Genomic DNA, 14919 nt, shown 5'->3' with positions numbered 1-14919 from the left:
CCGGACTCGCAATGTTGGACGAAGTCAACTACGTTGGAGCTATGTGTTTAATGTGACCGAGAGACGCTTCAGCGTATTCTCAGTCAAAATGGGGGGAAAGAATCAATGAAGACTTCACGTATTCGGAAAGTAGTCGCTGGCTTCGCGCTGGCCGTGGCCGCACTTGTCGCCGTGCCCGCCGCCGCTATGGCTGTCGACGCCTACCCGCCGGCCCCGTCCGACGGCTACACGGGTCAGACCGTGGTCGCGCCGGGTGGCACCACTACCATTACTTTCGGGGCAACCCTCTTTACGCCCGGTGAAACCGTGACCTTCTTCCTCACCGGCGAGAACGCCGCGGGTGCCACTCTTGCGAGTTTCCGCACCGTGGTGAACAACTCCCCGTCGATCAACAAGGTTGCTGGCGCAAGCGGCACTCCCGTGGCGGTCACGCTGCCGGCCAATGCGTCGGGCACCTACTCGCTCAACGCAAGCTCCCCCTCGAAGGGCACCGTATCCGTTGCCATCTCCGTGGGCAGCGCTGGCGCAGGTGGCGCTGCTGCAGGCGGCGCTGGCACCGGCCTTGCAACGACCGGTGCAGCGGGCGACCAGCTCCTCTGGGCATGGGTTGCCGGCGGCGCACTCGCATTCGTCGGTGGCGGCGTGCTCGTCGCCAGCGCAGTGCGCAAGCAGCGCAAGCTCGCAGAGTAACGCTCCACTTTCTCTCCTCGAAACCGCCGTGCAGCCTTCTGGCTGTGCGGCGGTTTTGCTGTGTGTGGTGCGGTGTGTGCGGTGTGTGCGCCATTTTTTGGCTGGACGCCAGAGGCAGGCGAGGGTAGGCTGGGCGTACTCAACGTACGTGACGGGCGTGACGTACGTTCTCGTGTAAGGTGTCCCCGTCGCTTAAGGAATCGTCATGACCGTCCCTGCAGTGGATTACCCGTCGTACACAGATACGCGCATTCACCTGCGCGAAGTCTTTGACGCAGTAGAACATGGCCGTACGGTCACGATGCGCCGCGACTCCAAGTCCGTGAGTGTTGTTATGGGCGCAGAACGACTTCGCCAGTACTTCTTCGATACTGTTTCGCCGCGAGTAGAGGTCTCATTCGAGAATGGCGGTGCAATCGCACTCATGGAAGGTCGCCCATTTGCGTCGGAGGGGCTCACTGTTGAAGACGCATTGAGCGACCTCATCCTGTCGCTCAGAGAGTACGCAGAAGACTGGGAAGACCATCTTCAACCGGCACCCAACCACGCGGGCGCTTGGGCACTTGTGCAGCTGATCAAGCTTTCGAGCGACGCCGAACTTCTGGAATGGCTGGAACGCGGCAGTGAATAGGCACCCACCCGCGTCTCGCGACGACCACGACACCTTCTGTGTGAATGAGCATTGGGAGATTGTGAGAGGTGCAACCGGTAAGCCGGTGACACATCACCGTACCTACAAGCTGGTGCTTTGGGACGGTCGAGTGCTTCGCACGCGCATCTCACGTCCCGTGAACGGCACTCAGTACTCGGCGAAAGTCTGGCGACACATACTGAGGAACCAGCTCGAGGTCGACGACGGGACATTCTGGAGATGCGTCACCGGCGGTGCGCTTCCAGACCGCGGAGAAGCGCACATCGAGCCACCTCGAAAGTCAATCCCGCTCGGTCTCGTTCGTGAGCTCGTGAAGCTTGGAGCGACCCAGCAGGAGCTGGAAGGGCTTGACGGGGCCGGCGCTGCACGGATGTATGCGCGCCTGTGGGCAGAGCGCGAAACCGGTGATGATCCACTGCCGAAATAGGTGGAAAGATCGACTTGACGCCAGGGCTGGGAGGGCGAATCATGCCTCGCGACGAGGAGCACCCCATTGGGTCTGAGCGCTTTGCGCAGGCGCTCCGGGAGCAGCGCGCGATGCGGCTTAAGGGTGGGCTCTACCATCTGAACCAGGTGCTGATGGCTTAAAACACCAACCGCATCGAAGGCAGTCTGCTCGACGAAGATCAGACGCGCTGCATCTACGAAACTCGCACTGTGACTGGCGATGCTGTGCGGGTCGACGATGTGGTTGAAACGATGAACAGTTGTGAACTTTTTGACGTGATGATTGACAGCCACGACGCGACTATCACCGCTGAGCCACTGAAGAACTATCACCGCCTTCTCAAGGCGGGCACCGGGCGCGTTGGGCGGATCGTGATGTTTCAGCAGTGCTTGCAGAACGGTGTGATGCCGTTCATCGTGCTCGAAGCCCAGAAGGAGTTCTTTTAGAGCGGCCTCGCCGAGTATGCGAACGAGCCGGGTTTTCTGCGTGAGACGTTTCGGTCGTTTCATGATGCGTACTACGAGCGCTTTGCGGAGTTGGTGCCAGGGGAGTAGCCGGGCTGCCGCTTAGATCTCAGCTCCGGTCGTTATGCAGGGTGCGCAATACGGACGTGGTGGAATTTTTGGGCCCAAATCGGTGCTCGCGGGTCGTGAATGTCGGTGGTGCCTGGTTGACTGTACATATGTTCGAAGAAACCCTCACTCGCGGCGAAGCCGGGTCCGCTGGCACTGCCGGTTCGGCGCCCGGTGCGGGTGACGCGCGGGCCTCGCGGGTGCGATTTGTTGCCCCGGGGGGTGGCGGCGCGAATGCGGGCCGTGGTGGGCGTGGGAAGCCTGGCGGGCCCGGTCCGATCCACGATTACGATCTGGTGTTGCTCGCCGGGTATCGCGACGACTGGGTCGCGGCGACGAAGCGCAAGGCCGAGGCCGAGGCAGATCAGGCGCGGGCGCTCGCGAAGATCGTCGCGTTGTCGCAGCATGTGCGCGAGGAGGTGGCGCCGGGGGCTTCGGATACGCAGGATGTGGTGTTGCGGTCGTTCGTTGCGGAGTGCGCGACCCGGGTGCAGGTGAGTGACCGTGCGTTGCTTGAGCAGTGCTCGCAGGCATGGAATCTCGCGACCCGGTTCCCGACCGTGTTGACGGCGTTGGGGGTAGGGCAGATCACCACGGCGCATGTGCGCGCGATCGTCGCGGCGGGGGCGCAGCTGCCGGGCGGGGCCGAGGGCGCCACAGTGCGGGCCGGGTTCGAGTCGCGGGCGTTGGAGCTCGCGGGCGAGCTCACCCCGGGGAGGTTGCGTACGAAGTTGCGGCAGGTCGCAGAATCGCTCGACCCGGTGTCGCTTGACGTGCGCCACGAGGCGGCGGTGGCGTGCCGTCGGGTGTGGGTGCGGGAGCTTGAAGACGGAATGGCGGAGATCGGGGCGGAGGTGTCGGCGGTGCTGGCGTATGGCATTTTCGATCGTCTGACGCAGGGTGCACGCGCCACGAAGCGTGCGATCGGTGCGACGGGGGCCGCGGATCCTGATGTGGATGTGCGGGGCATGGATCAGCTCCGTGCCGATATCTTCGCCGATCTGCTGCTCACCGGTGTGACCGGGAACCCCTGTGAGATCGACGCGGAGCGGTGTGCGGGCCTCGCCGACGATGACGAATCGGGTGCTGGTGCCGGTCGTGTTTGGCGGGCTCCGACGCATCGGGCCGGGATCTTGGGTGTTGCCCCGACGATCACGGTGTTGCTTCCCACCGGGGAGCACGCTGAGCATGCAACCCTGTCGGGGTACGGGCCGATCGACGCGGTCACCGCGAGGCAGCTCTCCGCGGTCGCGCCGGGCTGGAACCGTGTGGGCCTCAACGAAGACGGCGGGGTGACAAGCACCGACCGGTATCGGCTCACGGAAGCGATGCGGCGCACGCTCGAGGCCCGAGACCAGCACTGCCGGTTCCCAGGGTGTCGAATGCCAACCCACTTCTGCGATGTTGACCACACGGTGGAGTGGATGAACGGTGGGAAGACCAGTCTCGAGAATCAGGCTTTCATGTGCAAACGCCACCACGCGCTGAAACATCCCGACTTGCTGGACACGGCACGCTGGTCGGTGCGGCAAGAACCGGGTGGCACGCTGATCTGGACGAGCCCGCTCGGGGTGGATCATCCCGACCGCCCCGAGTACGCCTATGCCGGGTCGCCATCGCCATCGCCATCGGCATCGGCATCGGCATCGGCATCGCCGCCGCCGCCTCCGCCACCACAGCCGGCACCGCCGCCTCCACCCCCTCCAGCACCGCCACCGTCGGGATCACCGCCAGCACAGGGATCATCGCCACCGCCGCCACCGGCGCCGGGCCAGGGGAGAAGTGCGCCAACCGATAGTCCCGCTTAGGTTGCAGCGAGCAACTCCGAATAGTCAAGTTGATCCCATCCAGAACTGCACGGCGTACCCTGTGCGACCTCGAGCGCGCGTGATTTTGGGTGCATGACCACCGACGCGAGTGTGGCCCAGCGGCTCCGCGGGTCAGTCACGACATCGGGGTGACAGCAGATGGAATTGGGGAAGTCGCCGTGATCGCTCAGCGCGCGTTGAATCTCCGTGTGTGAGAGACGCTCGTGCTGATCCACCGCGCGGCACAGCCGGCCGTACCTCACGAAGCTGTCGGGCATCGCAAGCGCCGCGAGATCTGCGCCCCCCGGCACCGGGTCAAGAAAATGATTTGTGTGCACCAGCGCGCCCGAAAGACTCACCTGTGGCGAGATATTCTCGGCAGCTCCCGGAGACGTCTCGATGTTGAGCACAGCCCCCGTCGCCGTCGCCAGCATAAAATTACCCCCGGTCGCGCGAGGAACGCTCGCAAGCATCTCAACAGCCGCCGACACGTGAGGCGCATCAGTAAGCATACGAATCAACACATGAAACGGAAGCCCGGCTGGCGTGCCATCGCGCGTTGACGCGAGGGTCGTAATGCCCATCGCGACCCCGTGCGCATTCATGCTCATTTTGGCGAGTAGCCCCGCCTCAACCAGCGTCACATAGTTGGGCCCGTCCTCTCGCTCGACTTCGAGCAGGATCACTCCGGGTCCGAGCGCCTCAAGCCAGTCCCAGTTCTGAGCCACCAGGGGCTGCCCGGTCGACGTGCGATCTCCCTCCAACGCCATCGCACTGCACTCCCCAAGCAGCGGCATCGCAGGGTACGCGCTTCCGGCCTTGATGCTCGCGTGCGTGCGAACCGTCGCTGCGTACAAGATTTCTGACCGGCAATTCAGCGTGAGAATCTCGTCAAAGCTCAGACCGCTGCCCGCGGCGATTCCCTCCATCTCGCCCCGCAGATGGCTCGCGTGCGCGTCAATGAACGGAAGAAACTGGCGCGCGAAGTCGACCGCGTGCTCCCAGCTCGTCCCCTTCGCGGCAAACGCATGCTCGTACCCGGCACGAATGTGCAGAATCTGTTCGCGCGCGAGTCGCCCGTACTGTTCACTGCGTTCTGCGGGGGATCCACTGATGCGAATACGGGGGAGTGTCACGCCGCCCCTCCTTGCCATCGACGCAGGGCGATCGGGCCACTCGCGCGAGCATGCGCGGCCACCTCGCGAGTCGTCGCGATCCAAGCCCCCTGCTGCTTGAGATGGGTGAGTACCTCATCGAGCATCGCCAGGCGCGAGGGGCGCCCGATGAGCATGGGGTGCATCGTGAGCATCACGTGACCACCAATCTGTGCAATGCCATCGATCTCGGGCAGCCACACCTCGAGCACCTCTCGGGTCGAACGCATGGTCTTCTCCCACGTATCATTCGCGAACCAGAAGTGGGGCGCGTCATCGAGTATCCACGACACGGGCACCTCGATGAGGTCGTGTTGAGCGTGACGGTAGGGTACCAGATCATCAAGCAGGTTCGAGCTGTAGTCGAACCCGGCCTCCTGCAAGAGATCAAGAGTGTCATCGGTAAACTCCCACGAGGGCGAGCGGTACCCCACCACCTCAGCACCGAGTTCACGCAGAGCAGCCAACCCCGATTCGAGTTCGGCTCGTTCTTCCCCCGACGCAAGCGCTGTGGGTGACCGGTGCGAGTGGCCGTGATGCGCCACCTCGTGCCCGGCAGCGATGATGCTGCGCACCGCATCGGGATGCCGCAGGGCATCCTTTCCCGGCACAAAAAACGTCGCTCGAATCTCATGCTGCGCCAACAAATCGAGAATCAGCGGCACCCCCACCTTCGCCCCATACGCACCCTGCGAGAGCACGCCCGGGGCGTTGGCGTGTGCCGGGTTCTCGCCGATCCACACTTCTTCGGCATCGAAATCGAAGCTGATGGTTGCCGCGAACGGTCGGTTCTCGGGCCACGCACTCATCGGTTCCTCCTCGGCATGCAGTTCCAGGCTCACGATGCGTGGATCCGCTCTTCGCTCGTATCCCACTTCACGAGCTCAGGCTCGCGCTGGGCGTGGTCGCCAAATCCGCCGCCGCCCGCGGTCTCCACCCGCACAATCGTGCCGGGCTCGAGAATGCGAGAGGCCTTCATGGGGGTGTCCAGCTCCTCCCCGTCTGGCCCGATCACCGTGATGATGGTCGCCGCAGCGCGGCTGCCGCCCGACGCGCCCTCGGGGGCGAAGCGCGCGTCAGTCTGCTCGGAATAGAACGTGACGTGCTGCGGATGCGCGAGGATCTCATACTCGCGCACAAGACCGAGCCCGCCATTGAACGCGCCGAGCCCTTGCGAGCCCGCCCGAAACTCAGTCTTTCTGATGCGAATGTTGTAGTTCGTCTCGACCACCTCGGTGGGCATCACCCCTACGTTCGACATGTAGGTGTCGACCCCATCCAGCCCGTCGCCCCACGCGTTGGCACCCGTGCCGCCGCCGACGACATCGGCCATGACCGAGGGGATCCCGGTTGAGGGGTTGGTGGATCCCGCGTTGAAACAGAAGAAACTCACTGTGCTCGACGCCACCGCGCGATCTGGCCAGATTGCATACATCGCACGAATGAGCGTGTCAGCCAAACGCTGGCAGCTGTTGTGACGAATCGACACTGCAGCCGGCGGAATCGGGTTCACCACAGTGCCCTCGGGCGCGGTGATGTCGAGCACCCGCAGCAGGCCATCATTTGAGCCGAGCCCCGGCGCCACCACGCAGCGCACCGCATACACCAACGCCGCGCGAGCGCTCGCCCACGGAATGTTCATCGCGCCGGCGGTCTGCCGGTCGGAACCCGACAGATCGATGTGGAGCCGATCGCCGCGCTTCTCGATGCGTGCGTGCACGCGCGTGGGGGCACCGCCCCGGCCATCATCATCGAGCGCCCCCTCGGCCTCGCCCACACCGTCGGGCAGGCCCTGCAAGAGCTTGGCCACCGCGGTCTCAACAACATCGAGCATCCGCTGCATGATCTGCAACAACTGCGCGGTGCCATACAGCCGGGCAAGTTCGTGCACGCGCTCCTCGCCCAGCTTGCACGAGGCCCGCTGAGCCCGCAGATCGCTGAGCGTGCTCAGGGGATCACGGAAGTTTTCGGTGAGCAGATCCACCAGCTCTTCGTTCTCAACCCCGGCGACCGACAGACGGAGTGGGGGAATGATGACTCCCTCGCCGTAGATCTCGGTCAGTTCAGGCCCCTCGCTGCCAGGGTTCACGCCGCCGACGTCGATGTGGTGGGCGGCGGTGCCCGCCCAAGCGATGAGTTCGCCATCGACCATGATCGGCGTCACGATGTTCACGTCGGGCAGGTGCATCGCGCCCTGATACGGGTGGTTGCAGATAAACGCGTCGTTCTCGTTGATGCGTCCCTCCCAGCGGCGCAGCACCGACTTCACCACCAGCGACATCGCCCCGAGCTGCGCGGGGATGTAGTCGGCTTGGGCGACAAGTTCGCCCGTCGCAGTGAAGATCGCGCACGAAAAATCATCCATATCGCGAATGATGGGGCTGTAGCTCGAGCGTTTCAGCACGCTGCCCATCTCTTCGGCGGCGGACTGCAACGCAGCGGAGGCGACCTCGAAGGTCACCGTACCGATGCTCGGTGCGTGTTCACTCGGTGCGTGTTCACTCGGTGCGGTGGTGGCGTTCATGCTGCGTTCCCGTTCTGACGTGCGTCGGTGATGAGGAGATCTCGGGTGCTCAGCACGCGCACGTGCTGCTCGGGCAAAATCACGGTCGTGGCATCCATCTGCTGAATAATTGCGGGGCCCTCAAACTCACACCCCACCGGCAGGCTTGCGCGGTCAATGATCGGCGTGTCGATCCACCCGAAGTCATCGAGCAGCACCCGTCGGGTGCTGAGCACCGCGTCACCCGGCAAGGAAGCTCGGGGTACTTCGGTGAGTGTCTCGCGGTCGCGATCAATGGCCCCCGTAGATGCGAGCCTGATGGTCACGATCTCAACCGGTTCATCAGTGTTGCTGTGGCCGTACCGTTCCTCATGCGCAGCGTGGAACCGTTCGGAGACCGTGTGCAGGGTCTCGGGTGTCCAATCGGGCAGCGTGATGCCGAGCTCGAAGCCCTGGCCGCGGTATCGGCAGTCCAACGAGGCCTCGGTGCGGATCTGCTCGGGCGAAATGCCATCTGCGGCGAACTGTTCGAGGGACTCGGCCGAGCTGAGATCCAGCCACTCGGCGATCTCTGTCGCGCTCTCCTCCGACACGGTGCGCAGGATCGTCTGCGACCGGTCGATGCGGAGGCCGGCAACGAGTAGGCCATCGGCAGAAAAGAGCCCGGGCCGCAGCGGCACAATCACGTTCTTGAGCGCCAGGTGGCGCAAGATGAGTCCGGCGTGCAGGGGGCCTGCGCCCCCGAACGGCACGAGGCAGAATTCTCGTGGATCGAGCCCTCGCTCAACGCTCACCTTTCGCACGGCGCGAATCATGTGGGCCAGCCCGATCGCGATGATCGCCTGTGCACCCTCCTCCACGCTCATGCCCAGCGGATCCGCAATCCGTTTCACCGCGGCCACCGCAAGCTCACGATCAATCGTGAGGCCATCGGCGAGCTCCCCAGCGCCGAGGGTACCGAGTACCGTGTGCGCATCCGTGATCGTGGGCTCGACACCGCCACGCCCGTAGCACGCGGGCCCGGGCACCGCCTTTGCGGACGCGGGGCCAACCTTCAGGCTGCCCGCAGGATCGAGCCAGGCGATGCTGCCGCCACCGGCTCCAATTGTGTGAATGTCGACGGTCGGGGCGAGCAGGGTGTGATCCTGAATCTCTTGTGTCGTAATGAACGGAATCGTCGCTCCCCGCAACAAACACACATCGGTGGACGTGCCGCCCATATCGAGGCTGATCAGGTTGGGCTCTGCGAGCGTTTCGGCGAGCGACTGGAGGCCAGCGACGCCCCCTGCCGGGCCCGAGAGCACTAGCTTGTGCGCCTCAGCGCCAGCGCGCATCGCAGGCACGCTGCCACCGTTGGATTGCATCACGAGCAAGGGGGCAGCCACTCCGGCATCTCGCAACGCATTGCTCGCATTGTTGAGGTAGGTCTCAACAATGGGGCGCAGCGCTGCGTTGATGGCGACCGTCGCGGTTCGGGGATACTCCCGGAACTCACGGGCAATTTCAGAAGACAGCGTCACCGGACGATCAGGGAACGCGTCTCGGATTGCGGCCCCGACCTGCCGTTCGTGGGAATCGTTCAGATAGCTGAAGAGGAATGACACCGCGATCGCATCGGGGTCAGCGACGCGAAGCTGCGCGATCACCGCGTCGATGTCTGCCTTGCTGGGGGAGGTGAGCACCTCGCCCGCAGAGTTCAGACGCTCGGTGATCTCAAAGCGCAGGCCACGAGGGACGAGGTCGGAAGGCCGCTTCGGCGTCAAGCTGTAAACGTCGGGGCGGTTGGATTGGCGATACCCCAGTACATCCCGGAAACCAGCCGTGGTCACGAGGGCAGCGCGAGCCAGGCTGCCTGTGAGGGTGGCGTTCGTGGCGACGGTCGTGCCGTGACACACGAGATTCACATCGGCGAGACGTACACCGGCTGCTGCGAGTTCTCGCACCGCGTGTGTCAGCCCGGTCGACGGATCCTCAGGCGTGGAGGCGACCTTCGCCTCACGGATCTCACCGTGCGAACTGCGCGCGATCGCATCGGTGAACGTGCCGCCGGTGTCAATACTGATCGTCCACCGGGCTCCGGCGGGTGTGCTAGCGGCTCCTGCAGCATGGTCGGGTGCGGCTTCGGACGGTGAAATCGTATTCGGTTCAGTCATCGATGACTCCCCAGAGTGTCTTGTGATGGCAGGCGATAACACGCCTGAGTAACTGCGGCACGGGTGGCCTGGAGCCATTCTCGGCCGACTGCGTCGCCCGGTTCATGCGTCATTCGACGTACATTTATGAAGGTCAATGCGGAGCGTCGGAGGCGCGCCTGCACACGTGGATCAAGAAATACGTCAATCTGCCGATGAGGTGGCCAGCGGGCGGCGCATAGTTTGGCTTCTGATGGTCAATGAAGACGCATTCTCAAGGAGAAATATGATGAAGAAAAAATTTGCGGCACTCGCACTTGCTGGCGCGCTTGGAGTGTCTGCAGCCCTGACTGGGTGCAGCCCCAGCGCAGATGGTGGCGATTCGGGCGGCGGTGAAAGCAAGGGCGCGATTGCGATGAGCTTCGCTGGCCTCAACATCCAGATTTGGGTAGACATGCTCGGCATGATCGAACCCCAAATTGAAGAAGCGGGCTACGAGTTCCTCACGCACGATCCCGCGTGGGACATTCAGACGCAGGTGCAGGATTGGGAGTCGTGGATTGTGCGCGGCGATCTGAAGGCACTGATGGGATACCCCGTGCAATCAGATTCGGTCTTCCCAGTGACCGAGCAGGCAAATGCTGCCGGGATCCCGGTACTCGGGTACGCCACCGAGTGGGAGGGCATTCAGGCCGCTCTGCTCATCGACAACTATCAGGACGGGCTGACGCTCGGCACTGAAGCTGGCGAGTGGATCGTCGAAAACTACGGCGACGAAGAGGTGGGGCTCTTCCTCTACTCCTACTACGAGACCGATCTCGGCCGAGATCGCTCCGAAGGCATCAAGGAAGGCCTGGCTCAGGCCGGCGCGAACGTGAAGATCTCTGAGGCCTCGACCCTGAGCGTTGAAGAGAGCTACGACGCCGCCATCAACCAGCTCTCCGCAGAGCCCGACACCAAACTGTGGCTCTCCGTTGGCTCTGATCAGCTTATCGGTGCCTACCGAGCCCTCGCCGACCGTGGCGTGGCACCCGACGACAGCAGCTACATGCTGGGTGCCCTCGACGCGACCAACGAATCGCTCGACATCATTGTCGAGGAGAACTCAATCTGGCGCTTCGGGTACATCCTGCCCGCGGCTGAGCTCGCCGACAACATCGTGAAGCTGCTGCTCGACGCAGCTGATGGTGGTACGCCCGAGAACATCAACATGTCCTCCACCCGTGTGACCGCGGAGAATGCTGATGATTTCCGCGTTGAGTAGTCACCGCCTCGCAGAGCCGCAGGCCGCCCAGCTTGAGCTGGTCGGCCTGCGGGTCGATTTCGGGGCCACCCGAGCGCTCGACGATGTGTCGCTCTCCTTCGGGTCGGGCGAAATCGTGGGGTTGCTCGGTCACAATGGTGCCGGCAAATCGACGCTCTTCAACGTCGTCTCGGGGGCGCTCGCGGCCAGCAGTGGCTCCGTCTCAGTCGGCGGCGAATCCGCGCCGGTGAAGCCCTCGCCCAGCCAGATGGCGAAGCTGGGCATCACCGTGATCCACCAGGAACCCGCTCTCGCTCACAACCTGACCGTGGTGGAGAACATCTTTCTCGGGCAAGAGGATCTGGCACCTCGCGGCACGCGTCGCGCGCGGGCCCAGGCCGCGCTCGAGCGCGTCGGCGCGACCCTTGACCTCGACCGCGAGGTCGCTTCGCTGGGACTCGGCGAACGACAGCTTGTGGATCTTGCCCGCGGGCTCGTGCGCGGCGACATGCGCGTGTTGATGCTCGATGAGCCGACCGCGGCACTGGGTCGCGCCGAGACCGACGCGCTGCACGCGCTCATTCGCCAGCTCGCCGCCGACGGGGTCACGGTGATCTACGTCTCACACCGCCTCCCCGACATCCTGGATGTGTGCACCCGGATCGTGATCTTGCGAGCGGGTCGCGTGCAGGCCGACGGCCTCGCGTCAGCGTATGACGGGCGCACCCTGTCGCAGGCGCTCGCCCCCGACGCCGAGTTCGACGATCTCGCACGCCGCCACCTCGCCGAGCAGCCGGAGGCCGTCGCGCTCCACGGGACGTTCGAGGGAATCACCGCGCGTGCAGGCGAAATCGTCGGACTCTTCGGGATGGCTGGCGGTCGTCAGTTCGAGATTCTCGAGTGCATGTTCGGGCTACAGGGTACCTACGACTTCAGCGTTGACGGTGCCCGAGTGCAGAGCACTTCGCCGCAGTCGGCAGTGCGCGCGGGTGTGCATCTCGTGCCCGCTGACCGCGAGCGCGACGGCCTGATCAGTGGCAACACGGCGCTCGACACCGTGTTCCTGCCGTGGTATCGCACGATCCCTGGTCGCGGTGCGTGGATCTACTCTGGGACGGGGAAGGAAGCCTACGACCTCGCGCGGTCTGAACTGCAAATTCTGGGGCCCGATGGTGCTGCACCGATCGATGAGTTCAGCGGTGGCAACCGTCAGAAGCACCTCATCGCTCGCTGGGCCTTCGTTCAGCCGCCGAAATTGCTCCTCCTCGCCCAGCCCACCCAAGGCGTGGACGTCGGGGCTCGCCTCGACATCGTGCGCGCCGTGCGGGCTATTGCCGAGACCGGAACCACTGTGCTCGTCGCTTCCTCCGAATCCGACGAAATCGAGCTGCTCTGCGATCGCGCCTATGTCATCGCAGACACGAATTACTCGCCCGTCGAGCGCAGCGAAGATTTCGGAGCCACCCTCCTCACCACTTTGCTCTCTCTTGCCGAAACCACCGGGAAGGTCCGGAACTCATGAAAACTCGCCGTTTTGACTTCAAAACCGAGCTTGCGAAGAATGGCATCTTTGTCGCTCTCATCGCGCTGATCATCCTCTTCAGTATTGTCAACCCGAGATTCCTCTCGCCGCAGAACGGTCTGAATATTCTGCTGCAGGTGGCGGAGCTGGGGCTCATCGTCATTCCGATGGCGTTCCTCCTGATCACCGGCGTCGTGGATCTCTCAGTCGGGTCGATTGCCTCTGTTGCGGCGGTCACCTCCGGCATCACCATGGTCAACTCCGGTTCCGTCATACTCGGCTTCTTGGCCGGTTTGGCATTCGGTGCTGTGGCAGGGGCGATCAATGGATTCTTGGTGGCCTACCTGCGCCTGAACCCGATTGTGATCACGCTCGGCTTCTTGAGCGTGTGGGGCGGTCTCGCCATGCTCTTCACGAACGGGCGTACGATCACCCGCACCGACCTGCCTGAGGCCTTCCGCTCCATCGGTTCGTTCATGGTCGGTCCGATCCCGCTGCGCCTCCTCATTATTTTGGTCGTCGCCGCAATTGCCTGGTACGTGCTTGCGCGCCATCGCGCTGGCCGCACCGTGTACGCCATCGGTGGCAATGAGCGCGCCGCTCACCTCATGGGTCTTAGCGTCGTCGGAACCCGCTTCGCTCTCTACATCATTTCCGGTGTTTTCGCCGCGCTCGCAGGCATTATGCTCAGTGCCAAGGTGCAGTCGGTGAGCCCCGCAATCGGCCTCGGTATGGAGATGCAGGCGCTGACGGTGGTCCTCCTCGGTGGTGTGGCATTCGCCGGGGGCTACGGTCGTATGGGAGGGGTGCTCGCGGGTTTGCTGTTCTTCAGCGTCTTGCGCAGCGGTCTCATCTTTCTGCAGGCCTCTGCCTTCCTGCAGACCGTGATTGTCGGTCTGACCCTGGTTATCGCGGTGAGCCTGGACGAGTCGATCCAGCGGATTCTCAAGCGTTCCTGGGCGAAGCGAGGTCGACTCGCTCTGACCGAGCTTGATGCTGGAAAAGACTCCACCACGCAGGCGCTTGCCGTGGCTGACGAATACGCCGCGCAGGCAGAACGGAAGGGTAAGCGAGATGACTAATTCACGTACAGGCTGGGTATGGCGCGAGGCCTTTAACTGGCACAACACGGGGAATGGTTCGGGTTTCTTCCCGGCGGGCGGGTTCGTGCAGCCGGGCGAGCCCTTTGATAACCCCGACACGAAGGGGCGTTTCGCCTCGCTGGTCGAGGTCTCCGGATTCGACCAAGAGCTGCACGCGATTCGCGCCCACGAGGCGACCGATGAAGAGATTCTGCGAGCTCACACTCCCGAGTATCTGCAACGAGTGGTGGACCTGAATCCGACCGGTGGCGATGCCGGCGAGTTTGCGGTCTTTGGCCCGCAAGGGCTGCCCATCGCGAGGCTTGCGGCGGGTGCGACGCTCGCCGCCACGCGAGCAGTGCTCACGGGCGAGGTGCGCAATGCGTATGCGCTGGTGCGGCCTGCCGGGCATCACGCCGAGCCCGATCGCGGGCGGGGATTCTGCATCTTCGCAAACACCTCAATCTCGGCACGCATGGCTCAGGCCGAGTTCGGTATCGAACGGGTAGCGATCGTTGACTGGGACGTGCACCACGGCAACGGCACGCAGGCCGTATTCTGGGACGACCCCTCGGTGCTCAACATTTCACTGCATCAGGAGCAGCTTTATCCGGTGGATTCTGGCTTCCGCGAGGAAAACGGTGGCGAGCGTGCGCGCGGAACTTCGATCAACATCCCGCTGCCCGCCGGAACCGGAGATGGGGGATACCTCGACGCGATCCGCCGCGTGGTGCGGCCTGCGCTGGAACGCTTCCGCCCGCAGCTGATCATTGTGGGCAGCGGCATGGACGCTGCGGCGACCGACCCGCTCGGACGCATGGTGGTGACCAGCGAGGGATTCCGGGCGATGACGGCCGAGATGGTTGAGGCTGCCGAAGAGCTGTGCGAGGGTCGCCTGGTCTTCTCGCACGAGGGCGGGTACTCCGCCAGCTATGTGCCGTTTTGTGGCATGGCGGTGCTTGAAGCGCTCAGCGGCAAGTCATCGGGAGTGGACGACCCCAACATGGCGTTCTTGAGCGCGTACCCGCAGCTCGCGTTGCAGCCCTGGCAGCAAGTAGCAGTAGACCGCGCGGCCGAATTGGTTCCGCTCGTCCCCGCGCACTGAGCGTGCAC

The 14919-nt window shown here is 63.8% G+C and carries 13 protein-coding genes; 9 read left to right on the top strand and 4 right to left on the bottom strand.

Annotated features, from left to right (window positions below; translation table 11 throughout):
• Positions 1-105 precede the first annotated feature (105 nt).
• From ACTNFK_RS10635 to ACTNFK_RS10615, 5 genes are all read left to right on the top strand, one after another.
• On the top strand, positions 106-690 hold the full coding sequence (locus ACTNFK_RS10635; protein ID WP_435936798.1) for a hypothetical protein: 585 nt from the start codon (positions 106-108) through the stop codon (positions 688-690).
• A 205-nt stretch (positions 691-895) separates the two neighbouring features.
• Positions 896-1321, top strand: coding sequence for a hypothetical protein (locus tag ACTNFK_RS10630; RefSeq protein WP_435936797.1), 426 nt, complete (start codon positions 896-898; stop codon positions 1319-1321).
• Positions 1314-1769 carry a cytotoxic translational repressor of toxin-antitoxin stability system gene (locus ACTNFK_RS10625; protein WP_435936796.1) on the top strand — a complete coding sequence of 152 codons (456 nt, stop codon included), beginning with the start codon at positions 1314-1316 and terminating at the stop codon, positions 1767-1769. Before ACTNFK_RS10630 ends, ACTNFK_RS10625 begins: the two co-directional genes overlap by 8 nt.
• A gap of 230 nt (positions 1770-1999) precedes the next feature.
• The gene (locus ACTNFK_RS10620; protein ID WP_435936795.1) at positions 2000-2236 is read left to right on the top strand and encodes a hypothetical protein; all 237 of its coding nucleotides are present in this window, start codon (positions 2000-2002) and stop codon (positions 2234-2236) included.
• 236 nt (positions 2237-2472) lie between these two features.
• Positions 2473-4170 carry an HNH endonuclease signature motif containing protein gene (locus tag ACTNFK_RS10615; RefSeq protein WP_435936794.1) on the top strand — a complete coding sequence of 566 codons (1698 nt, stop codon included), beginning with the start codon at positions 2473-2475 and terminating at the stop codon, positions 4168-4170.
• Here the strand turns inward: ACTNFK_RS10615 and ACTNFK_RS10610 are convergent.
• From ACTNFK_RS10610 to ACTNFK_RS10595, 4 genes are read right to left on the bottom strand one after another with little or no spacing between them, the layout of a single operon-like run.
• Positions 4167-5306 (bottom strand): C45 family autoproteolytic acyltransferase/hydrolase, encoded by a 1140-nt coding sequence (locus tag ACTNFK_RS10610; protein ID WP_435936793.1) that lies wholly within the window; start codon positions 5304-5306, stop codon positions 4167-4169. The genes ACTNFK_RS10615 and ACTNFK_RS10610 overlap by 4 nt on opposite strands.
• Complete coding sequence (locus ACTNFK_RS10605; RefSeq protein ID WP_435936792.1) at positions 5303-6133, bottom strand: polysaccharide deacetylase family protein; 831 nt, start codon at positions 6131-6133, stop codon at positions 5303-5305. The genes ACTNFK_RS10610 and ACTNFK_RS10605 overlap by 4 nt, the downstream gene beginning before the upstream one ends.
• Positions 6134-6162: 29 nt before the next feature.
• Entirely contained in the window at positions 6163-7848 is a 1686-nt protein-coding gene (locus ACTNFK_RS10600) for a hydantoinase B/oxoprolinase family protein (protein ID WP_435936791.1), read from the bottom strand.
• Positions 7845-9980, bottom strand: coding sequence for a hydantoinase/oxoprolinase family protein (locus ACTNFK_RS10595; protein WP_435936790.1), 2136 nt, complete (start codon positions 9978-9980; stop codon positions 7845-7847). The genes ACTNFK_RS10600 and ACTNFK_RS10595 overlap by 4 nt, the downstream gene beginning before the upstream one ends.
• A gap of 268 nt (positions 9981-10248) precedes the next feature.
• Here ACTNFK_RS10595 and ACTNFK_RS10590 point away from each other — a divergent pair, with 268 nt between their 5' ends.
• The 4 genes from ACTNFK_RS10590 to ACTNFK_RS10575 are packed head-to-tail and all read left to right on the top strand — an operon-like array spanning position 10249 to position 14911.
• Positions 10249-11223 carry a sugar ABC transporter substrate-binding protein gene (locus ACTNFK_RS10590; RefSeq protein WP_445117162.1) on the top strand — a complete coding sequence of 325 codons (975 nt, stop codon included), beginning with the start codon at positions 10249-10251 and terminating at the stop codon, positions 11221-11223.
• Positions 11198-12724 (top strand): ATP-binding cassette domain-containing protein, encoded by a 1527-nt coding sequence (locus ACTNFK_RS10585; RefSeq protein WP_435936788.1) that lies wholly within the window; start codon positions 11198-11200, stop codon positions 12722-12724. The genes ACTNFK_RS10590 and ACTNFK_RS10585 overlap by 26 nt, the downstream gene beginning before the upstream one ends.
• Positions 12721-13806: an ABC transporter permease gene (locus ACTNFK_RS10580; protein ID WP_433646142.1), complete on the top strand. Its 1086-nt coding sequence runs from the start codon at positions 12721-12723 to the stop codon at positions 13804-13806. Before ACTNFK_RS10585 ends, ACTNFK_RS10580 begins: the two co-directional genes overlap by 4 nt.
• Positions 13799-14911, top strand: a complete 1113-nt coding sequence (locus tag ACTNFK_RS10575; protein WP_435936787.1) for a histone deacetylase-like amidohydrolase — start codon at positions 13799-13801, stop codon at positions 14909-14911. The genes ACTNFK_RS10580 and ACTNFK_RS10575 overlap by 8 nt, the downstream gene beginning before the upstream one ends.
• Positions 14912-14919 lie beyond the last annotated feature (8 nt).

The organism is Leucobacter fengyongliangi (assembly GCF_052386045.1).
Note: the sequence above shows the minus strand (reverse complement) of the source record. Positions and strands in the feature narration are given on the sequence as shown.